The 20,328-nt window shown below is 37.4% G+C and carries 22 protein-coding genes and 1 pseudogene; 2 read left to right on the top strand and 21 right to left on the bottom strand.

Translation table 11 applies throughout. The annotated features are described in order from the left end of the window. Nucleotides 1–2: 2 nt before the first annotated feature. The 13 genes from AA0X95_RS14695 to AA0X95_RS14635 all read right to left on the bottom strand — a co-directional run bounded on the left by AA0X95_RS14695 (nucleotide 3) and on the right by AA0X95_RS14635 (nucleotide 13,607). Nucleotides 3–1,289 (bottom strand): aspartate aminotransferase family protein, encoded by a 1,287-nt coding sequence (locus AA0X95_RS14695; RefSeq protein ID WP_413299023.1) that lies wholly within the window; start codon nucleotides 1,287–1,289, stop codon nucleotides 3–5. After that, on the bottom strand, nucleotides 1,273–2,661 hold the full coding sequence (locus tag AA0X95_RS14690) for an aspartate aminotransferase family protein (RefSeq protein WP_413299021.1): 1,389 nt from the start codon (nucleotides 2,659–2,661) through the stop codon (nucleotides 1,273–1,275). The genes AA0X95_RS14695 and AA0X95_RS14690 overlap by 17 nt, the downstream gene beginning before the upstream one ends. Nucleotides 2,662–2,700: 39 nt before the next feature. Next, entirely contained in the window at nucleotides 2,701–3,867 is a 1,167-nt protein-coding gene (locus AA0X95_RS14685; RefSeq protein ID WP_413299019.1) for a M20 family metallopeptidase, read from the bottom strand. Nucleotides 3,868–3,882: 15 nt separating this feature from the next. Beyond that, nucleotides 3,883–4,866, bottom strand: a complete 984-nt coding sequence (locus AA0X95_RS14680) for an ABC transporter ATP-binding protein (protein WP_413299017.1) — start codon at nucleotides 4,864–4,866, stop codon at nucleotides 3,883–3,885. Then, complete coding sequence (locus AA0X95_RS14675) at nucleotides 4,863–5,825, bottom strand: ABC transporter ATP-binding protein (protein WP_413299015.1); 963 nt, start codon at nucleotides 5,823–5,825, stop codon at nucleotides 4,863–4,865. Before AA0X95_RS14675 ends, AA0X95_RS14680 begins: the two co-directional genes overlap by 4 nt. Nucleotide 5,826: 1 nt before the next feature. Then, nucleotides 5,827–6,744, bottom strand: coding sequence for an ABC transporter permease (locus AA0X95_RS14670; protein WP_413299013.1), 918 nt, complete (start codon nucleotides 6,742–6,744; stop codon nucleotides 5,827–5,829). 13 nt (nucleotides 6,745–6,757) lie between these two features. Continuing rightward, complete coding sequence (locus AA0X95_RS14665) at nucleotides 6,758–7,726, bottom strand: ABC transporter permease (RefSeq protein ID WP_413299011.1); 969 nt, start codon at nucleotides 7,724–7,726, stop codon at nucleotides 6,758–6,760. 23 nt (nucleotides 7,727–7,749) lie between these two features. Further along, complete coding sequence (locus tag AA0X95_RS14660; RefSeq protein ID WP_413299009.1) at nucleotides 7,750–9,510, bottom strand: ABC transporter substrate-binding protein; 1,761 nt, start codon at nucleotides 9,508–9,510, stop codon at nucleotides 7,750–7,752. 10 nt (nucleotides 9,511–9,520) lie between these two features. Continuing rightward, a complete protein-coding gene (locus AA0X95_RS14655) occupies nucleotides 9,521–10,477 on the bottom strand; it encodes a S66 peptidase family protein (protein WP_413299007.1) in 957 nt (318 codons plus the stop codon). 2 nt (nucleotides 10,478–10,479) lie between these two features. Then, nucleotides 10,480–11,280 carry an IclR family transcriptional regulator gene (locus AA0X95_RS14650; RefSeq protein WP_413299005.1) on the bottom strand — a complete coding sequence of 267 codons (801 nt, stop codon included), beginning with the start codon at nucleotides 11,278–11,280 and terminating at the stop codon, nucleotides 10,480–10,482. 142 nt (nucleotides 11,281–11,422) lie between these two features. After that, complete coding sequence (locus AA0X95_RS14645) at nucleotides 11,423–12,490, bottom strand: P1 family peptidase (RefSeq protein WP_413299003.1); 1,068 nt, start codon at nucleotides 12,488–12,490, stop codon at nucleotides 11,423–11,425. Nucleotides 12,491–12,608: 118 nt separating this feature from the next. After that, nucleotides 12,609–12,995, bottom strand: coding sequence for a VOC family protein (locus AA0X95_RS14640; RefSeq protein WP_413299001.1), 387 nt, complete (start codon nucleotides 12,993–12,995; stop codon nucleotides 12,609–12,611). A gap of 27 nt (nucleotides 12,996–13,022) precedes the next feature. Further along, nucleotides 13,023–13,607 carry an O-methyltransferase gene (locus AA0X95_RS14635; protein ID WP_413298999.1) on the bottom strand — a complete coding sequence of 195 codons (585 nt, stop codon included), beginning with the start codon at nucleotides 13,605–13,607 and terminating at the stop codon, nucleotides 13,023–13,025. A 155-nt stretch (nucleotides 13,608–13,762) separates the two neighbouring features. Between AA0X95_RS14635 and AA0X95_RS14630 the strand changes: the two genes are divergently transcribed. Then, the gene (locus AA0X95_RS14630) at nucleotides 13,763–14,056 is read left to right on the top strand and encodes a hypothetical protein (RefSeq protein WP_413298997.1); all 294 of its coding nucleotides are present in this window, start codon (nucleotides 13,763–13,765) and stop codon (nucleotides 14,054–14,056) included. A gap of 85 nt (nucleotides 14,057–14,141) precedes the next feature. Here AA0X95_RS14630 and AA0X95_RS14625 read toward each other — a convergent pair whose 3' ends face one another. From AA0X95_RS14625 to AA0X95_RS14610, 4 genes are all read right to left on the bottom strand, one after another. Next, the gene (locus AA0X95_RS14625; RefSeq protein ID WP_413298995.1) at nucleotides 14,142–14,318 is read right to left on the bottom strand and encodes a hypothetical protein; all 177 of its coding nucleotides are present in this window, start codon (nucleotides 14,316–14,318) and stop codon (nucleotides 14,142–14,144) included. A 201-nt stretch (nucleotides 14,319–14,519) separates the two neighbouring features. Beyond that, nucleotides 14,520–15,062, bottom strand: coding sequence for a hypothetical protein (locus AA0X95_RS14620; RefSeq protein ID WP_413298993.1), 543 nt, complete (start codon nucleotides 15,060–15,062; stop codon nucleotides 14,520–14,522). A 24-nt stretch (nucleotides 15,063–15,086) separates the two neighbouring features. Further along, nucleotides 15,087–15,647, bottom strand: coding sequence for a class I SAM-dependent methyltransferase (locus AA0X95_RS14615; RefSeq protein WP_413298991.1), 561 nt, complete (start codon nucleotides 15,645–15,647; stop codon nucleotides 15,087–15,089). 2 nt (nucleotides 15,648–15,649) lie between these two features. After that, a complete protein-coding gene (locus AA0X95_RS14610) occupies nucleotides 15,650–16,159 on the bottom strand; it encodes a hypothetical protein (RefSeq protein WP_413298989.1) in 510 nt (169 codons plus the stop codon). 269 nt (nucleotides 16,160–16,428) lie between these two features. On the opposite strand from AA0X95_RS14610, the gene AA0X95_RS14605 reads away from it, so the two are divergent. Then, the gene (locus AA0X95_RS14605) at nucleotides 16,429–17,088 is read left to right on the top strand and encodes a YqcI/YcgG family protein (protein ID WP_413298987.1); all 660 of its coding nucleotides are present in this window, start codon (nucleotides 16,429–16,431) and stop codon (nucleotides 17,086–17,088) included. A 26-nt stretch (nucleotides 17,089–17,114) separates the two neighbouring features. On the opposite strand, the pseudogene AA0X95_RS14600 reads toward AA0X95_RS14605, so the two are convergent. From AA0X95_RS14600 to AA0X95_RS14585, 4 genes and pseudogenes are all read right to left on the bottom strand, one after another. After that, a pseudogene (locus AA0X95_RS14600) lies at nucleotides 17,115–17,697 on the bottom strand (cysteine hydrolase family protein). A gap of 128 nt (nucleotides 17,698–17,825) precedes the next feature. After that, nucleotides 17,826–18,758 carry a phosphate ABC transporter substrate-binding protein gene (locus AA0X95_RS14595; RefSeq protein WP_413298985.1) on the bottom strand — a complete coding sequence of 311 codons (933 nt, stop codon included), beginning with the start codon at nucleotides 18,756–18,758 and terminating at the stop codon, nucleotides 17,826–17,828. A gap of 178 nt (nucleotides 18,759–18,936) precedes the next feature. After that, nucleotides 18,937–19,836, bottom strand: a complete 900-nt coding sequence (gene purU / locus AA0X95_RS14590) for a formyltetrahydrofolate deformylase (RefSeq protein ID WP_413298983.1) — start codon at nucleotides 19,834–19,836, stop codon at nucleotides 18,937–18,939. A 78-nt stretch (nucleotides 19,837–19,914) separates the two neighbouring features. Beyond that, the gene (locus AA0X95_RS14585) at nucleotides 19,915–20,190 is read right to left on the bottom strand and encodes a hypothetical protein (protein ID WP_413298981.1); all 276 of its coding nucleotides are present in this window, start codon (nucleotides 20,188–20,190) and stop codon (nucleotides 19,915–19,917) included. Between the last annotated feature and the right edge of the window lie 138 nt (nucleotides 20,191–20,328).

The following is a 20,328-nucleotide window of genomic DNA, read 5'->3' as shown; positions in this document are numbered from 1 at the left end:
CTTTATAATGTTTCTTTAATCGCCTCTTCTAAAATGGATAGGCCCTCATGTAAATCCTCTTCATTAATATTGAGGGGGAGCATTAACCTAATTGTTTGTCCTTGTACTCCGCAATTCATAATGAGAAGCTTTTGTTCCAAACACTTTTGCTTGATAACTGGAACAACATGACTTGCAAAATCCTCTTGAAATTCGATACCAATCATCATTCCTAATCCTCGTACTTCTTTAATCCCAGCTAACCCTTCTAGTGATTCCTTTAACCGTGCTACAATGTTTGCTCCTAAATCCCTGCTTCGTTCTACTAGTTTTTCCTCTTCAATTACAGTAATATTTGCTAGTGCTGCTGCACAGGAAATGGGGTTTCCTCCAAAGGTTGAACCATGTCCCCCTACTGGCCATTTTTCATGAAGCTCTTTACTCGCTACAATCGCTCCAAGCGGCATTCCACCTGAAAGTGCTTTTGCGAGAACCATAATGTCAGGTGTTACACCAGAATGCTCAGCCGCAAACATTTTCCCTGTTCGCCCAAAACCAGTTTGCACTTCGTCAAAGATTAATAGGATGCCATGTTTTTCTGTTATTTTTCTAAGTTCTTGGAGAAATTCTGCAGGTGCTGGGTAGTATCCTCCTTCACCAATCACAGGTTCAATCACAATAGCTGCCACTCGGGATGGATCAATCCGTAATTCAAAGATTTTTTGAAGCTGGTGTAAACAATAAGGAACAATCTCTTCTTCGTTCACACATTTTAATAGAGATGGATAAGGATAAGGAGCATGGTACACCTCACCTAAGATAGGTTCATAGTTTTTCCGATATTTGGAGCTAGAAGCAGTAATTGCAGTTGCACCAAGTGTTCTTCCATGGAAAGAACCCTCAAAAGCAATGATTCCTGGTCTGCCTGTAGCTGCTTTAGCCAATTTTAATGCACCATCAATAGCTTCACCGCCGGAATTCGCAAAGAATACTGTATCTAATTCACCTGGTGTAATTTCTGCAATTTTTTCTGCAAGATTTGCAGCTGATTCATAGTAACCATAGTTCAGACCGAAGTGAATAAATGACTCTGCCTGTTCTTTAATTGCTTGAACCATTGCATCATTGGCGTGACCAACAGCATTTACAGCCACACCGGATACAAAGTCAATGTATTCCTCTCCATCTGCCGTCCAAAATCTGGCACCTTTTGCTTTTTCTATAACTAATTCTGTTACCCTCGTTAAAACGGGAGATAAATGTTTTTTTGCCTTTTCTTTAATTTCATCTGATTTATTTTGTAATTTCATACGTTTCTTCCTCCTTTAGCTCTTCGAAATAAATCTTCAAGGAATTTTCTAGAATACTTACCATTTCGTCGATCTCACCCGTGGTAACCGTCAACGGTGGTGAGATTAATAAATGGTCTCCTAAATAGCCGTTAATCGATCCACTTCCTGGATAAAACACAGCTCCAAGGTCCATTGCGATGCTATTGATCCGTTCGGAAGCATGGAACTCTTCTGGGAAAGGTGTTCCTCTTTCTCCATCAATAGCTAATTCAATTCCTAATAATAGGCCTTCACCACGCACATCAAATATGATAGGACAGCGTTTTTTCAGGGCAAATAGCTGTTGTTTTAGATAATCTCCAACAACTTGGACGTTTTTTAAAATCCCTTCCCGTTCATAAATAGTTAAAGCAGAAAGACCAGCTGCAACTGAAACGGGATGGCCACTGTACGTAAATCCATGAACAAATTTCCCCTTACTATTTTCTATTAGACTATCGACAATTCGGTCGTGAACAATCATACCCGCTAGTGGAGCATAGCCAGCAGATACTCCTTTCCCAAACGTAATAATATCTGGCACAATTCCAAAGTGTTGGATACCAAAATCTTTCCCAGTTCGACCAAAGCCTGTCATTACTTCATCTACTATGAGAACAATATTGTATTTGTCGCAAATCTTTCTAATCTCTTTAAAATAGACCTCAGGGGGACTGACAGCACCTAGCTGACTGCCTACAATGGGTTCAGCAATAAAGGCAGAAATATTGTCTGGTCCAATCTCCGTGATAACGCTTTCAAAGTCGCGTACACATGACCAATTTTGCTTATATTCGCAGTCCTCTTTCTCTCTTTGATACGGACATCTCGCACAGTTAGGGGAATGTACATGGTTGAAATTAAGTAGATTTGGAGTGTAAGTCTGACGACGTTTTATGTCTCCACCTGCTGATAGTGAACCGAACGTGTTTCCGTGATAGGATTGCCATCTGCCAATGACAATGTGTTTATCATTTCTCCCAGCATTCTTATGATATTGCCTTGCAAGCTTGATAGCACTTTCATTTGCTTCCGATCCCCCACATGTAAAATAAACCTTCTTCAATGACTGAGGTGCTAGCTTTGCAATTTTTTCAGCAAGTTGGAACAAAACCTCTGTTTCAAATCTCATGGTATGGACAAAGGCTGCCTTCTTTGCTTGAAAAGCCATGGCTTCTGCTATTTCTTCCACACCATGGCCTAAGTTCGCGGCGACTGCTCCTGAGCAGGCATCCATGTACCTTTTTCCATTCTCATCATATAGATAGATCCCCTTACCATGCGTGATAATAGGATACGTTTTTGAAAAGTCCCTATGAAACACATAATCTTCTATTTGCTCGTTTACCATCTTTCCACCACCAATGATTTCTCGTGCAGTTGAAAAAATTTATTTTATATTCCCTAAAAATTCAGATCGAATTTTATTTTGTAATCCCATGTTTTTCATTACTTTTAATCCTGTTAACGCCATAGCATTTGCTGCTAACAACATTGTCTCATAAGCTTGGTCCGTATTACACATCTCAGCAAATTCGACCGTATGTCCTGGAACAAATTGATCAGTTAATGATAGGACGGGATGAATGGCAGGAACGACATTGCTTACATTCCCCATGTCAATGGAGCCCATTCCTTCTTCATATTGGGAAGGATCAATAAAATGCAATTCATCTAAAGATTCTTGAAAAACATCACCTAATACTCGATTGCTTTTCATGGCTTCATAGGAATGGCCAATTTTTTTTATTTCAAGTTCCGTCCCAGTGCTTAACGCTGCGCCCTTTGCACAATTTTTAATTTTTTCCACTAGTTTTTCGAGATAGACATTGTCCTGAGAACGGACACAAAATTCTGCTATGGCACGCTCGGGAATAATATTGGTAGCTAATCCACCCTCTTTAATGATTCCATGTATTCTTACATCGGGTTTCACATGCTGCCGCAATGCGTTAATTGCATTAAATGTTTGAATAACCCCATCAAGGGCATTTCTTCCCTCCCAAGGCTCCGAAGCAGCATGGGCTGTTTGCCCATGAAATATAAATTCAAAAGAATGGAAAGCAAGAGATTGAACATGAATCTCCGTACTAAATCCGGGATGAAACATCATGGCTAGATCAACATCGTTGAAGACACCCTCATGAATTAAATCGATTTTACCGCCAGTCCCTTCTTCATCGGGTGTACCTATTACAGACACCCGGAAAGGAATTCCTTCTTCTTTTAAACGTTCAGCCAACATGACACCAGCAGCAACGCTTGCCATTCCAATTAGATGATGACCACAAGCATGCCCAATCTCTGGTAGTGCATCGTACTCTGCACAAAAAGCTATGTGATAGCCCCCTTCCCCCTCTTCAAAACTAGCTATATATGAAGTTGGTAAACCACCCACACCTTTCGTGACTGTAAAACCCCTTGACTGCAAATATTCACACATGATAGAAGAAGCAAATTGTTCTTGTAAGCCGAGCTCTGGATGATTGAATATTTGTTTGCTCAAATGAATGACTTCGCTTCTTTCCCTCTCCAAAAACTGAGTTAATTTATCCAAAAGATTCTCCTCCTTCTATACAAGGTGACAAGCAACATAATGGCCTGAATCCACTTCTTTTAGTGCAGGCTCTTCTGTTTTACATCGATCCGTTGCTGCTGGGCAGCGTGGATGAAAACGACAGCCTGTTGGGATTCGTCCTGGATTAGGAGTTTCACCTTTTAAAATGATTCTCTCTCTATTTTTCATTTTTCTCGGAACAGGCATGACACTAACTAATGCTTTTGAATAAGGATGCATACAAGAACCTGCAATAAGTTCAGCGTCACCTATCTCTACGATTTTTCCTAAATACATGATGGCAATTCGATCAGAAATCAACCATGCTAATGAAAGGTCATGGGTAATTAAGAGGTATGAAATACCTTTTTCGTCTCTCTGCTCAACCATAAGCTTTAAAATATCCGCGCGGATCGAAACATCCAGCATGGAAACCGGCTCATCAGCCACAATAAAAGAAGGATTTAAAATTAACGCACTTGCAATGACTACTCGTTGTCTTTGACCACCACTTAATTCGTGAGGGTACTTATACATAAATCGTTCGGCTGGCTTTATACCTGCACTTTCCAAGGCTTGTATGACTCGTTCCTTTTTTTCCTGTTCTGACGTGACCAGTTTATTGACCACTAACGGTTCCGCGACTATGTCCAAAATCATATTTCTCGGATTTAGTGATTGATAAGGGTCTTGGTAAATCATCTGAGCTTTCTGACGGAACAATTTCATCGCTTTTTTATTTTTTTGAGAGACAGACTCTCCTTCAAAGAGAATCTCTCCCTCGCTTTGATGTGTTAAACTGAGTAACGCTTTACCTGTTGTTGTCTTACCACTTCCACTCTCTCCGACAAGGGAAACAATTTCACCCTTTTTTATTTCCAAATCAATGCCATCAACAGCTTTTATGAGTTTTTTTTCTTTTGAGAAAAAATCCTTTAAAAATCCTTGGTAACCATCAAAATGAACCTTTAAATTTTTTACTTCAACAACGTTAGTCACATGACCCCTCCTCTTACATGGCAGGATACAAAATGATTAGGAGAGACTTCCTTTAAGACAGGTTCTTTTGAACGACACTCCTCCGTTGCAAACTCACATCGTGGATGAAATAAACAACCACCAGGAGGATTTAAGAGATTTGGAGGGGAACCTGGTATGGAAGAAATCATTTCTCTAGTTCCATAAATATCTGGAAAAGACTGTACTAGCTTTTCTGTATAGGGATGTAGATGCTTCTCTAATATATTTTCCACACTTCCTAATTCAACAATTTTCCCCGCATACATGATGGCCGCCTTATCACATGTTTCTCCCATTACTGATAAATCGTGAGTAATGAGAATCATAGACATATTTAGATCCTTTCGAAGTTTTTCGAGCAAATTAAGAATTTGGGCTTGAACCATAACGTCTAGAGCAGTGGTTGGTTCATCCCCGATAATCAACTTTGGATCACAGGCTAATGCCATCGCAATCATGGCACGCTGCTTCATTCCGCCGCTGAACTCATGTGGATATTGGTCTATGCGTTCACTATTAATCTCTACTAATTCAAAAAGTTCCTTTACTTTCTTTTTAGCTTCCATACGGCTGCTGCCTTTATGTAACATGATGGCCTCAATAATTTGGTCCCCGACCTTCATTACAGGATTCAAAGAGTTCATCGCACCTTGAAAAACGATTGATATTTCATTCCAGCGGGTTCTCCTCATTTTTCCATGAGGTATTTTGACCAGATCATTTCCATTAAAAAGGACGTTTCCCCCCGCTATTTGACCCTCCTGTGGCAGAAGCTTTGTAATAGATAAAGCTGTTGTTGTTTTTCCGCAACCTGATTCCCCAACCAGAGCAATAGCCTCCCCTTCTTCAAGAGTAAAGGTAACTCCATCTACAGCTTTAACTATCCCTTCTTTTGTATGAAAATATGTTTTTAAATCCTTTACTTCTAGTAGACTCATATTATTTCCTCCGTAGCTTTGGGTTGAAGTATTCATCGAATGCATATCCCAGGAATGTAAAACCAAGTACAACCCCTACTACACATAGTCCAGGCGGCAATAAAAACCAATAGGCTCCTACACTAGCAGCCCCTGAAGTAAAGGCGTAATGTAACATCATTCCCCAGCTCGGATGGGATGCATCCCCCATTCCTAAGAAACTAAGACTAGTTTCTGACAATATAGCCACAGCCGATACAAGAATGGTATTTGCAAAAATTAATGGAAATACGTTTGGCAATATGTGTTTATACATAATATAGAAATCATTCGCTCCAATGGCCTTTGCCCGTTCAATAAATTGTCTTTCTTTTACCGATAATGTTTGTGCGCGAACAATTCTAGCTGTACTAGACCAGCTAGTAAGTCCAATGACCAAAATAATGTTCCAAATACTAGAGCCTAAAAGAGCAGCTAACACTAGCATCAAAGGCAGCCAAGGCAAGACAAGGAAAATTTCCGTAAATCTCATTAAAATGGTATCTACTTTACCTCCACTATATCCTGAAGCAATACCAATAAAGGTACCAACTAACATAGTAATAACGGTTGCAAGAACTCCAACCCCTAATGATACACGCGAACCTGAAATCAACGCAGAGAACACATCCCTGCCTAAGTCATCCGTTCCAAGCCAGTGTTCACTACTTGGAGGTTGTAATACCTCATTGCCAGATCCAATTTGTAATGGATTATAAGGAAAAATAATTGGCCCAATTAGCGCTATTAAGCCGAAGAAAATGAAAATGCTGATACCAACCATGCCCATTTTATTACTTTTAAAAATAGATATAATTTCTATATATTTTTTTCGACTGACATCCTTTTTTCTAATCATTTCTATTTCCGGTATAGACTGTACTATTTTTGGTTCGACCATGATGGGCTCCTTTCTAACCTTTTACTCTAGGGTCTAAATAGCCGTAGAGGACGTCAGCGATTAAGTTGGCAAAAATAACACATGTGCTAATAATAAGAAATATTCCTTGCAAAAGCGGATAATCACGATTTAAAAGGGCTTCATACATCAACCGGCCTATACCTGGCCAAGAAAAAACCGTTTCAATTTCAATCGCACCTGCAATCATAAATCCAAGATTGATCGAAATTACGGTAACCATTGGTAACATAGCATTAGGTACAGCGTGCTTACGTACAATATATTTTTCAGAAAATCCCTTCGCTTTTGCAGTCTGGACATAATCTTCTGTTAGTTCGTCGATAAGTGAATTTCTCATAATCAGTACATATTGTCCTAATAAGACCAAGCTAAGTGATAACGCCGGAAGAAATAAATGGTGTGCAACATCAACCACCGCATCCATAGAACTTGAAAAGACCATACCAGCAGTTGTCATGCCTGAGGTTGGGAAAAGTGTTAAATGAACACTCAATAGTGCAACCAACACCACACCAACCCAAAAGGTTGGCATGGAGTAGGTTAATAAGGAAAATGAGAGTGACATAATATCCACTTTCTTCCCTCTTTTCCTTGCAGCAAGAATCCCTAAAAAGATACCGCCAATCAGGGAGACTAAGGTAGCAACACCTACTAAAAGAAGCGTAGGAACAATTTTAATGGCAATGAGTTCTGTTACTGGTTGTTTAAATAAAAAGGACATACCTAGGTCACCAGAAAGAAGCTGTTTCACATATAAGCCAAACTGCACGTACCAAGCCTGATCCAAACCAAAAAGATGCTTCATTTTTTCTACAGATTCAGGGGATGCCTTTGGATCACGAAGCATCATGGCTAGAGGATCACCTGGCATAACCCGAAACAAAAAATAGTTGATGATAAGTACACAAAACAAGGTGAATATCGCATTAGCTATCTTTTTTATCAAATATTTAAGTTTCATAGATTCTCCTTCAACAGATCGTTCTACATCTCATCAAATTGATCGATACCCTTTTTTCTTCTTGCAAAAATAACGATTACACCAACAATTAAAACAAGAGCCACCCCACCATATATCAGCCAAGTGTTATTGCTTTCCTTAGTATTTGTATTATTCGCAGTTCCATTTGTTGGCTCTACATGCAGATAATTATAGTTATTCGCTGCCATAAAATAGGCGCCTTTAACAGGAATCCAGCCCTTCCATTTATCTGTACGAACGGCTTGCATAGCATTTTCTTCCATAAGGATGATATAAGGAAGATCTTCAGCAAGTAAATCCTGCATCTGATACACCATACCTTGACGTTCCTTAAAATCAAGTGTAGTTTCTTGCTTAGCTAATAACTCATCATACTTAGGATTAGAGTAGTAGGTTTCACTAAGATTTCCTATTTGGTCGGTACTTACAATACTTAAGATTGTCGTAGGGTCTATATCTGTGGTCCATCCCCATATGAATAAATCATAATCTCCATTGTCATAAATGCGGTCACCTAGTACACCATCATCAAGCGTCTCTACTTTTGTCTCAATTCCAGCATCCTTTAACATGGAATGAACCATTTGACCTGCTTTTACTTCTTCTGGAGAATCACTTCGTAAATAAAAACGAAACTCTAAAGGTTTGCCACTTTGATCTTCACGTACTCCATCACCATTTTTATCTAGAAAGCCAGCTATATCTAAAATGGATTTAGCTTTATTAAGATCGAATGCCCTCGCCTTTTCTGGACTCAACTGAAAATGCCAGTCGCTTAAAAACGAAGGGACAATCGTTGTTCCTGGTTTCCCTTGACCAGAAAACGCCACATCTATGATTTTTTGTTTATCAATCGCATATTCCATCGCCTGTTTAATAGAATTGTTTAATAATAACGGATTTCCCTTTGACGCCTTATCCTTCCACGTATTAATACCAATATTGGTAAAGCTGTTTGTTGGATTTGATACAACCTTGATATTCTTCTCTGACTCTAGTAATTTCACTTGGTTGGAGTTAATATTAATTGCTGCATCAATCTCACCAACTTTTAAGGATTGGACCATTGTATCGTTGTTTGCGTATAGAGGATAGATTAATTCATCGAACTTCGGTGCTCCCATGAAGTAGTCCTTATTCGCCTCTAATTTTACATATTCTCCTTTTTTCCATTCAACAAATTTAAAAGGGCCTGTTCCAATTGGTTTCTTGTTCGGCCAAGTTTCTAAATCTTTAAATTTCACTTTCTCCCAAATATGCTTTGGTATGATTGGAGTTGTAATATAAAGCATATTTGCTTTTGGTTTATCTGTTTTTATAACTACTGTGTAGTCATCAGGCGTTTTAATACTAGATATACCTTTTAAGAAATCAGAGTACATTCCCATTTCCGATTTTAAAATCGTTTCATATGAAAATTTGACATCTTTTGAGGTAAATGGTTTGCCGTCATGCCACTTTACGCCTTTCTTTAATTTAAATGTCCATGTTAAATTATCTTCACTAACTTTCCAACTCTCTGCTAATCTTCCTACTGGCTTTAAATTATTATCGAAAGCAACAAGAGTATCATAAATTAATAAGTGCAATTCAAAAGTAGAAACTCGATTCGAAATAAACGGACTCAAGCTATCCGGTTCTTTCGTCCAACCGACTCTTAATGTAGAGGGACTAGCAGCTTTTACATTCATACTTGCTATAGGTGCACATAACATAACGAAAACAATAGAAACAATAAATAATAGCCAGAACTTTTTTTTCATCCTTTACCCCCTACGAACGCGTTCCGCATTCCTCTATAATTAATTTTCCATTTGTTGCATCTAAAAAGCCTTGTACCCCTAATGGAATGGTGGCCAGATCCTTTGTATGTCCCAGTGGTAAGCCATAAATTGCAGGGATTCCTAACGGCTTTATATACTCTTCTAAAATATCTTCTAAACTGAAAGTTACGGGGAATCCTGGGTTGTGCTTAAATGGTTCACAATCTTTACATTCACCTATGACAATACCCGCAGCCTTTTGTAATTTACCTGCATTTAACAAATGAGAAAGCATATGGTCCATTACCCATGGTTCGGTATCAAGCTCTTCAAAAAATAGAATATTCCCCTCTGTTTCAATTTCATAGGGTGTACCTAAAGAAGAACAGATTAAGGTTAGATTTCCACCTACCATCTCGCCTCTTGCTTCCCCTGGTTGAATGATGTTAATCCATTTTTTCTTATCAGCGAGCTCAATTTCACCAACTGGCTCGTCAGATAGTAGTGCTTTAAAGAGCTGATTCTTTCTATACTCTGTTAACTCCTCAGGATTAAATCCTGCCATTCCAGGCCCGTGAAAAGATACCAAGCCAGTAAGCTTTTGTAAAGCGAGATGAATGGCCGTAATATCACTGTAGCCTATAAAGATTTTGGGATTCTGTTTAATGGCATCAAAATCTATGTACCGTAGAATCCTTGCTGATCCATATCCCCCCTGCGTGACAAAAATGGCGTCTACCTGATCATTTCTAAACATCGAGTTGACATCCTGTGCCCGCTGCTCGTCCGTGCCTGCTAGATATTCATACCTTACATTCACATGTTCTCCAACTATTACTTGAAAACCCCACTCCTCAAGTGTTCTTATTCCTCGGACAAGATCACTTTTATTGTATAAAGGGCTTGCAGGCGCTACGATTCCAATCGTATCCCCTTTTTTTAAACTGGCAGGTTTTATTTTTTTCAACTTTATTCACTCCCCACTGGTCTCATGTTGACTGCACCTAATTGACTTGAAATGAGTGTTGCCGTCTGAAGGAGTAGGTTTCTAAATACAATTTGATTTTCCTCTACGTAATGATGGTCAGGGCCAGATAGAGAAATCCCCGCAACAACTTCGTTCGAATAGTCGTAGATAGGTGCAGCTATGGCTGCTTCTCCTATAGTTAGTTCTCCCCTGGATTCTGCATAGCCTTGGTATCGAATTTTTTCAAGTTCTCTTATTAATAATTCTCGGTGAGATATCGTTTGTGGTGTAAAGGATGGTAAATCTTCTGAGATGAGGGTAGATATTAAATCTGTAGGAAGATGTGCTAAGATGACTTTTGATAAAGCCCCTCCATAAACGGGAAGGCTCTGGCCCACTTTAATTCCCATAAAAAAGCTTTTAAATGATTCAATATTGATTAGACATAGGACCTTTCCTTGGTCATATACACTTAGGTTGCAATTCTGTGAGGTTTTATTGGAAAGTTCTTGAAGATAGGGCATTGCAGTTTGAACCAGATCTAGGCCTCGAACAACTATTCCCCCTAAACGCACAAATTGTTTGCTTAGTTTGTACTTACTGGAAATAGGGTCTTGTTCAATATATCCTCTTACCAACATCGTTTGAATAAATCGATGAATGGTAGCCAAGGATAACGAGGTTTTTGTTGAAATTTCTGTTAGCGTTAATTCCGAATCGTCTAAAGAAAATGCTTCAATAATATCGAATCCCCTTTCTAAGGCACGGATATTATGATTTTTTTCATTGTCTATTTTTAACACCTCCCCTAAACATTTATCGAGTTTGTTTTTGCACTTCCACCTAGTGGAAATATGGTTTTCACTTTCTAAGTACCATTATAGGTATCTGAAAAATAAAAAGTCAATATATTTTGATAATTTAGAGTAGTTAGAAATATATGGATTATTGTGCAGCTAGAATTTCCATTGTTTTAGAAATAGGAATTTCATAAAGAATATTTCCGTTCCTGCCAATAACCGTTTTCGCTTTAAACATGGCATTTAATATTGCCTCTTCTATACACTCAATCGCAGCCTCAAATAAATCGTTAAGGAGTAGATCATTTATCATATTTAGGTTCATAACTTCTGTCTTCTCCCCCCTTTTCAATCTATTCCCAGTCGAGAAAGCTAGTGATATTTCTCCACTTCCATGGTAGGCCTTCGACCCAATTTTCCCCAATCCTAACGCGGACCTTTTGGCTAGCCTTCCTAACTGGTGAGGCATCAATGGTGCATTAGTTCCGATTACGATGATAATGGAGCCTTCAGGAACATCACTTTTTGGCATAAAATCTTGAAGTTGTTCGCCAACGGTGGTCCCATTTAAAAGAAAATCCTTTCGTTTACCAAAGTTGGTCATGACTAAGGTTCCAATTGTATATTTCTCTAAAATAACTCTTGAAGAAGTACCAATCCCCCCTTTGAACTCAAAACAGCTCATACCCGTGCCACTTCCTATACTGCCCTCTTCCACTTCCCCGTTTCTCGCTTTCTCGATGGCTGAAATAACATGTTCTTGGTTCACATGTCTACCACGTGGGTTGTTTAAGAAGCTATCATCACACTCTGCTACTATGGGTAGCACAATATCCTCTGTATCTCCTAGTTCGGGATATCTTTGTGTCATATATTCAATGATTCCATCATTGACAATCCCTACATTCATAGAGTTTGTAAGAGCAATTGGTGTTTCAATGATGCCCCATTCTTTCATTTGTACTATACCAGTCATTTCACCTGCTCCATTGATCACATGGCTATTAGCAAATATACGTTGATTGTAAATATCTTCATTCGGCAAAATCACTGTTACACCTGTTCGCGCCGGACCTTGCCCATCCTGTCCGTCAGTAATAACAGTCTCATGTCCGACTTTTACACCAGGGATATCGGTAATAGCGTTGTTCTGTCCTGTTGGAAATCTCCCTATTTTGATACCTAATTCTCTTACACGTTTTCTTTCTTCCATAAAATCTCGCTCCCTCCAAATATTTGGCTTGTGTGTAAAATACGCTATACATGAGTTATTTCCTTTAAAACGAAGGAAATTAAAAAAAGTCGACATCTGCCGACTTTTATAAAAATCTCTATAGCATTAAATAATTTGATACTTCTATTAAGTTTCCATCAGGATCTTGAAAGTAGACTGATAATATTTTCCCCAAAGCACCTGTTCGAGAAACGGGGCCCTCCAAAACAGGGACATTATTTTTTTCTAAGTGCACAACGACTTGTTTTAATGGAGTTTCTGTTATAAAGCATAGATCTGCTGAACCGGGTGTAGGTTTTAAAGCTTTTGGTTCAAACTCTCTACCATAAACATGGAGATTAATTTTTTGTTGGCCAAATTGAAGTGCTTTTCTATCTTCGCCAAACGTTTGTAGCTCCATTCCCATGACAGTTGTATAAAACTTGCATGTTGCCTCTATGTCATGAACAGTTAAAACGAAATGATCCAAACTTTTGATCTGCATCACTACTCACCCTTTTAGTACCTATCTTTATTTTTTAGTTAGAAATAATAACCCACTTTCAATAGGCAATTTCATTGTTTTAAAGTTTTCATCATTTGAGACCAATTCATAGAAATCTTGTAATTCATCTGAATGTGAGATGATATTGTCAACAACAATTAGTCCTTTTCTTTTTAAAATTCTACTTAAATCCCCCCACCATTCTACATATTCTTTACGATCTGAATCTAAAAAGATCATATCAACTGTATTGCTTTCTACTTTGTTAATATACTTGCCTGCATCCATGACAATAAGGTCAATCCACTTCGACATCTTAGCTTGTTCGAAATTTCTCTTTGCTAGTTCTGCTTTACTAGCTGAATATTCTAAAGTCGTTACGTAGCCATCGTTTTCTATTACACTATCTGCAAGCCACAAAGTAGAGTATCCATTAGACGTTCCTATTTCAAGAATGTTTTTTGCTTGAGTAGTGGTAACCAAGAATGAGAGAAATTGACCTGTTTCAGGTGTAACATTTCTCATCCTCTTTGATTTATCCGTTATTTTTTGATCATTGGCCACTCCAAAATTTTCGAGTTCTTCTAGAAACATAGCTAACTCCTTATTCAACCAATCTTCTCCCCCCAAAAAAATTAAATTCATTCCATATTACTATAGTAACATCCTTTTTAAACCAAAAGGAAAAATATTACTAATAATGCATCTATTATAGGGAATAGTAATTATGAAAAAATGCATTTTTAAGTAAAGAGGTGAATGTATCAATGGATCAAGATTTTACGGTCGAGCATAGTCAAATGCCTTCCTTTACGAGCCATGAAGAAGCTAGAGAGTGGTTTAAAGCCCAGTTTGGAGATCGTTTTTTACTAAGAATGACAGACATGAAAGATGGAAAAAGAGTAAATTTTTATCATCTTGTAAAAAACCCTGAGGTGTACCAATCATATATGGAGAGCTTTGCAAGTTCTGTAAAACATGAAATTACGAACATGGACGTTTTTAAAAGTTATACCACCATAGAAATTGATGAGAACGGGCATGTGGAATTCAAGGATTAGTTTTGTAAGAAAAAGGCTGACCTCATATCAATTGAGTCAGCCTTTGAGTTTATCCCTATTATTTCTTCGAGGCTTATTCAACCCATTAATTTGTAAAAAGGATTTTGATTTCAGCTTCTGCCTCAATCATCCTTCCAAATCGATACCCTTCAATTAACACATGCCGTTCGTGGTCACTTAAACGACGATTCCATTTTGATTCTAAATAGTAGATTACTTCATTATAGAAAATTTCTGGATAATTAAATGGTTGATCCATCATTGCTTTCCTCCTTATTAATCGCCCCATCTCTTAATGTTTTATCCAATTTACGCGATATTTAAAAATAAGACTGAAAGATTTAATACAAATGTACTCTTTATTTTAAGATATGTAATAAGCTTTTAGCTGGGGAATGTCAAATGAGGGGCATGGAGGATTTACAGTAACTTTTTTTGGAAGCCACTACTCCTACTCAAACTGTTATGGAACAATCCGTGGTGGAGTGACCGTTTCCTCTTCAAGCACATTTATACCTCCAAAAACTTCATAACCTGAACCTATAGATACAAGTAAATCTCCTGTTATAGCCAGTTTTTGTTGTTGGGACAATTTCAATAAGTTGGTTTCGTTTATTTGTTTTGAAACAGACACAGCCTCAATTATTTGGCCAATCGTTCTCAGCCAAACACCCGTCAGAATTTGTTCTTCCCCAACTGTATTTTCATCTTCCCTCACCTGCAAAAGTTCTGATAAGGCTATTAATTCAATAATTTGACCAACCACTTGAATCCAAAGACCGAATGCAACCTCTTTTTCCAGAGCTAAGATTTTTTTGCTTTTATCGTTACTTAAGTCTTTGTTATGTTGTTTTAACTTATCCATTAATATCAACCCCGGAACAAAATTTTGCTTTATTGTATGTAAAAATAAAACCAATGGTGTAATTCTATTTAAATCAAACTTGGCCCGCCCACCTAATAGCAATTGTTGGATTGAAGCTGCTTGCAGTAGGATTTGAAGCACTAAAAAAACCGCTAGGATATCTTCCTACGGTTTCTGACAAAATATAGTTTGCCTTCCTTCATGTTCATTTTCTTCAAAAAGCAGTACTTTCCAATCGCTAAATTCAGTTAACAACTCTTTAGGCTGGAGTTTATATTGGTTTGATACCCCCTGATTCCCGTCTAGTGGTGACTGATAGAAGGTTTCCATGAAAAAATAACCATCTTGTTTTACAAGTGTCTTAACTATAGGAAATAGCGAGTGATCAAGGAAATATGTAATGACAACCAAATCAAAAGATTGGTTACACCAATGTTGATTTTTTAATTCCGTAAGGTCACAAACTTTTGGGTGAATTGTGAGATTATCTCTTGAAACCTGTTCTTGAATATAGTGGATAGCGAAATCCGAAATATCAATAGCTTCAACCTCATAGTTCAACCGTGCAAGAAAAAAACTATTACCCCCTAGACCACAAGCAAGATCAAGTGCCCTGCCACCAGTTAAATAGGCAGGCAGATCCTTTAATCTAGAATTTGGTTCAGTTGGCCTCTGTTGATCCAAGCGCTCTTTATGTTTTGAGTTCCATTTCATCCTTGAATTCATATTCATTGTCCATCCCTGTATCCCTTTTTCCACAAATCATAAATAACCTCTTTAAAAAGTTCATTCAATCGTACCCTTTTCTGATTCTTTAGCCATTCAACCTGGTCAATGGGGAGCTTTAATTTTATACTAAATTCTTCATCAGGCATTTCCACTTTTCTTATATCCTCTAATGTGATGCCTTCTTCAATATTAGGAAACCATGTTTCATTTTCGCTCACCCGTTCAAAATCTTTATACTCCTCTATGTCATCCAGTTCGCAGAATAAATAAAGCTGTGGCAATCCACCTGAGAGAATTTTAACATGCATGATTAAATGTATGACTCTACCATCTTCTAATTCTACCTCAATAATGAGTGTCTCTTCTTTTTTATATTTTTTAACAACAACCTCACTTACAATTAGATTCAGCTCCAAGGTAAAGCTCGTACCTGCTTCAAAAATATAGATTGCACTATTAAATACATGGATGCTCTCACCATCAATTTTCACCGATTTTACCACTACCATAAACCGTTCCCCCATACAGTTGTTCCATCTATAAATTATAAATGCACGAAAACCATTCTTTCAATACTCCTATCCATTGTATAACCTTTCAAAGAATTCTGCCACAGCCTATATTGTATAGGACATTCACCCCCCTAATCTCAACATGAATATACTATATAAGCCATTAGGAGGTGATTATTATAAGCAAACTATTCAAAGATGCCCCCGCATCACGAAGCCAACTCCAACAATGGAAAAAAACTGCATTAGAGAAATTCGAAGAGAAAATGAAAGATAAAGAACGAAAATTCCCATGCATACCTGCGACCATTGGGTATTCAACTAACCAATTACGATATGGGTTTGTCGGTGACCCAAGGCGTTCAGCTACGATTGATGAGGTTGCATTGTTATTATGTGACTACACGAAATCATCTAAAGAGTATGGTGATTTTACATCTCTTATCATTTTTTATGAGACGCCGAACGAATTAAAGAAAACATATAATGTAGAAATGTTTGAACAATTGTTCTGGGAACAGTTGAGTGGTATAAGTAATAAGGACGATATGGATTGGCCCGAACAAATTCCTCATGACCCGCATAATCCAATTTGGGAGTTTTGTTATAACGGAGATCAGTACTTTATGTATTGTGCAACACCTGCCCATGTAAATAGAAGGAGCAGACATTTTGACTACTTCATGTTAGCTATCACCCCAAGATGGGTATTGCAGGAATTTAATAAGAATGTGGCTTTGACAAAAAATATTAAATCACAGGTTCGAAAAAGATTAGAAAAATATGATTCAATTGATATTCACCCTGATTTAAACAGTTATGGACAGGAAGACAATTATGAGTGGAGGCAATATTTTTTACGTGATGATGACTCCACTTTAACTAAGTGTCCTTTTCATACATTTATAAAAAACAGTGTAGAATAGTATTTTAAATTTCAAAAGCGCAAGTATCAATCTTGCGCTTTTTTAAACAGTTGTGTAAAGAAATCATCTGTGGTTAATATAGTAGCAAACTCTTTATTTAATGTAGCTAATTCTATTTTGTGTATCTCATCAGCAGTATACTTATCCCCTTGGTGATCTGTAATTTCAAATGCAACCAATAGCGTCTTCAATCAAGTAGGTATCGAAGCCCAAGTTCCCACTCATTCGAGTAGTAGTTGAAACACAATGTTGCATAGAAAGTCCTGTGATCACAATTGATCTTATTTTTTGGTCATGTAGATAGGTTTCCAGTTGAGTTCCTATAAATGCACTATTAACGTTTTTTTGAAAAACCATTTCTCCTGCTATTGGTCGAATACTCGATTTAAACTCCGTTCCATTCTTATTTTTATAGTAAAGTGGTGAGTTAGGCAACAGGGATAAATGTTGTGAATAGATGACCGGCCATTTCTTCATTCTCCATTCTGTTAGCAACTTCAAAATATTGTCTTCAGCATGCGAATTATTGCGTTTCCCCCAATACGGATCATCAAAACCCACTTGAACGTCCAGAACTAAAAGTGCTGGTGGTTTTAAAAAATTTTGCATCAAGTATCTCCTTATCTTAAATCTAGTTTTAATCAAATTTAATTTGTGTTAAAAAGAACTTATGTATTCTTAGATAATTACTACACAGAAAAGGGTAAGTGCGATTTGCACTTACCCTTTCTTACAATCTATTTCTTTGTTTGCTTACCTTCCGCATCACGTTCTACCTTCATTTTTGTTACAGGTAAATAACCTTGTTCTTTTAGTAGATTGTTTTGGATATCATCCGACATCATGTAGTCAATGAACTCTTTTGCAAGATCGGTAGCTTCACCTTTTGTATAGGAATGTTCGTACGCCCAAACTGGAAACTTACCAGATTGTACGTTCTCACCAGTTGGTTCTACACCATCAATGGCAAGAGGTGTTACAGAATCATCTGTGAAGTATGAGAATGCTAGATAACCAATGGCACCATCAGTTTCGTTAATAATCTTTTTAACTGTGTTTGAAGAATCCTCGGTGATTCCTTCTGCAGGTGTTGCACCATCAAGAGCGAACTTGTTGAATACTGCACGTGTACCTGATGAGTCAGGACGGTTTACAAGAACGATCTTTTGGTCTTTACCGCCAAGTTCTTTCCAGTTAGTGATTTTACCAGTAAATACTTTAATTAAATCTTCTTTTTTAATATCTTTAATTCCAACCTTAGGGTTAACAGCTGCTGTCATACCAACAACGGCAACTTTATGGTCAACAAGCTGATCAGCTGGGATTCCTTCTTTTTCTTCAGCGAAAACGTCTGAGTTCCCAATTTGAACAGATCCTTCAGCAACTTGAGATAAACCAGTACCAGAACCACCTGCATTTACTTGAATGTCAACATTTGGATTTGCAGCCATAAACTCTTCTGCAGCCGCTGCTACTAATGGCTGCATCGCAGATGAACCAGAGACGACTAATGAGCCGGAAAACTCTTTCTTTTCTTCAGTTTTAGGTGTTTCTTTTTCTGTGTTACTTGCTGTCTTTTCTGTAGAAGAAGTGCCGCCTCCACAAGCAGCCATGAATACCATTAATGCTGCAAATAATGTAAGTAGGCTAAGTTTTTTAAAGCTTTTCATGTACCTTGTTTCCCCCTAAAGAGTCATTTTGTTTTGTCTTACTGGTATAACTATAGGACAAAAGTATTAACTCTGTTTAAACGGAGCGTAAAGGTTTTGTAAACAATTGTTATGGAATTATTAACTACCAGGACACAAATATTATACCTAATTAAAAAATCCCTATAAAAAGGGATTCTTAGAATACAATCGTTTTATTTTGATGAACGATAATACGGTCTTCTATATGCCATTTTACCGCTCGAGCCAATACGCTTCTTTCAATTCTCCTACCGATTTTTTTAAGACTATCAACATTATCATGGTGATCGACACGACTGATATCCTGTTCGATAATCGGACCTTCATCAAGGTCATTGGTAACATAATGAGAAGTCGCACCTATTAATTTTACACCACGGTTAAATGCTCTTTCATATGGTCTTGCTCCAACAAAGGCTGGTAAAAATGAATGATGAATATTAATAATTCTATTTGGATTTCCCTCGACAAACTTCGGTGATAAGATCTGCATATAACGTGCTAATACAACGAAATCAATTTCATACTCTCTTAGTAGTTGAAGTTGTCTTTCTTCGGCTTCTCCACGAATCTCTTTATTCGCTGGAACATAATAAAACGGGATATTCAAGCCTTCGACAACCTCCCTTGCGTTTTCATGATTGCTTATGACAAGTGCGATGTCAGCCATCAACTCTCCACTTTGCCATTCCCATAAAAGCTCAAGTAAACAGTGCAGTTCTTTTGATACAAAGATTGCAGCTTTTTTCACATGATAAACATGAGTAAACTTCCATTCCATTGAAAACATATCAACAATTTCAGCAAATTGTTTTTCCATTTCTTTAGCTTTATCCTTTAGACCCGGGCATTCAAATTCAATACGAATGAAAAATGTTCCTCCCTCAGGATTGGTTGAATACTGACTTGATTCAATAATATTTGCATTATATGAAAACAAGAATTTTGATATGGTTGAAACAATACCTGGTTGATCGGGACAACTAACTAATAGACGTCCACGATTCTGATTGTTTTCTTGAAATAACTCGATTTGATTTTTAATATATGAGTTCATGGGCAAGTACCTCGCTATCATTGTTTAAAACATTATACACTAATTGCCCTTATAAGTTAAATAATTGTTTGAAAATTCTTAATTAAAGATTCTTCGAGAATACTTTCTTAAACTCGAAAGACGATCCTCCATTTTTTTCACTGGGCCCCATTCAGCCATTTTTGGAATAATCAATGTTAATGTGGCTAAAACAACAGCTGCAAGTAATGTGAAAAATAAAAACATCGGTGAAAGTATATGTTCAATAGACTCTTTATGCGGAGCAACATTTGTGAACCACTTCACATGAGCTTGTGCAAAAAAAGGTGTCATTATAAGTCCTGCTATTAATAATATCTGAAATATCTTTTTCATCAGTAATCCCCCTAGTTATATAAACAATGTGACTATAGTGTTAATGTACAGGATAAATCCGTTTCATATCTAACCTATTATTGAACGTTTTGTGAAATCATTCATATGGGAGGTTTATCGTGTTAGGTTTTTGAAGAT

This window comes from Neobacillus phoenicis, assembly GCF_047302305.1.
In the GTDB taxonomy this organism is placed as follows: Bacteria; Bacillota; Bacilli; order Bacillales; family Cytobacillaceae; genus Neobacillus.
This window is presented reverse-complemented; position numbering and strand designations above follow the sequence as displayed.

What these genes read in the sequence shown, in the direction of transcription:
- AA0X95_RS14665 (WP_413299011.1), bottom strand. Translation starts at nt 7,726, where the DNA reads ATGAAACTTAAATATTTGATAAAAAAGATAGCTAATGCGATATTCACC.
- AA0X95_RS14695 (WP_413299023.1), bottom strand. Translation starts at nt 1,289, where the DNA reads ATGAAATTACAAAATAAATCAGATGAAATTAAAGAAAAGGCAAAAAAA.
- AA0X95_RS14660 (WP_413299009.1), bottom strand. Translation starts at nt 9,510, where the DNA reads ATGAAAAAAAAGTTCTGGCTATTATTTATTGTTTCTATTGTTTTCGTT.
- AA0X95_RS14625 (WP_413298995.1), bottom strand. Translation starts at nt 14,318, where the DNA reads ATGATGGATCAACCATTTAATTATCCAGAAATTTTCTATAATGAAGTA.
- AA0X95_RS14690 (WP_413299021.1), bottom strand. Translation starts at nt 2,661, where the DNA reads ATGGTAAACGAGCAAATAGAAGATTATGTGTTTCATAGGGACTTTTCA.
- AA0X95_RS14670 (WP_413299013.1), bottom strand. Translation starts at nt 6,744, where the DNA reads ATGGTCGAACCAAAAATAGTACAGTCTATACCGGAAATAGAAATGATT.
- AA0X95_RS14630 (WP_413298997.1), top strand. Translation starts at nt 13,763, where the DNA reads ATGGATCAAGATTTTACGGTCGAGCATAGTCAAATGCCTTCCTTTACG.
- purU (WP_413298983.1), bottom strand. Translation starts at nt 19,836, where the DNA reads ATGAACTCATATATTAAAAATCAAATCGAGTTATTTCAAGAAAACAAT.
- AA0X95_RS14675 (WP_413299015.1), bottom strand. Translation starts at nt 5,825, where the DNA reads ATGAGTCTACTAGAAGTAAAGGATTTAAAAACATATTTTCATACAAAA.
- AA0X95_RS14605 (WP_413298987.1), top strand. Translation starts at nt 16,429, where the DNA reads ATGAAAGATAAAGAACGAAAATTCCCATGCATACCTGCGACCATTGGG.
- AA0X95_RS14640 (WP_413299001.1), bottom strand. Translation starts at nt 12,995, where the DNA reads ATGCAGATCAAAAGTTTGGATCATTTCGTTTTAACTGTTCATGACATA.
- AA0X95_RS14585 (WP_413298981.1), bottom strand. Translation starts at nt 20,190, where the DNA reads ATGAAAAAGATATTTCAGATATTATTAATAGCAGGACTTATAATGACA.
- AA0X95_RS14615 (WP_413298991.1), bottom strand. Translation starts at nt 15,647, where the DNA reads ATGAATTCAAGGATGAAATGGAACTCAAAACATAAAGAGCGCTTGGAT.
- AA0X95_RS14595 (WP_413298985.1), bottom strand. Translation starts at nt 18,758, where the DNA reads ATGAAAAGCTTTAAAAAACTTAGCCTACTTACATTATTTGCAGCATTA.
- AA0X95_RS14610 (WP_413298989.1), bottom strand. Translation starts at nt 16,159, where the DNA reads ATGGTAGTGGTAAAATCGGTGAAAATTGATGGTGAGAGCATCCATGTA.
- AA0X95_RS14645 (WP_413299003.1), bottom strand. Translation starts at nt 12,490, where the DNA reads ATGGAAGAAAGAAAACGTGTAAGAGAATTAGGTATCAAAATAGGGAGA.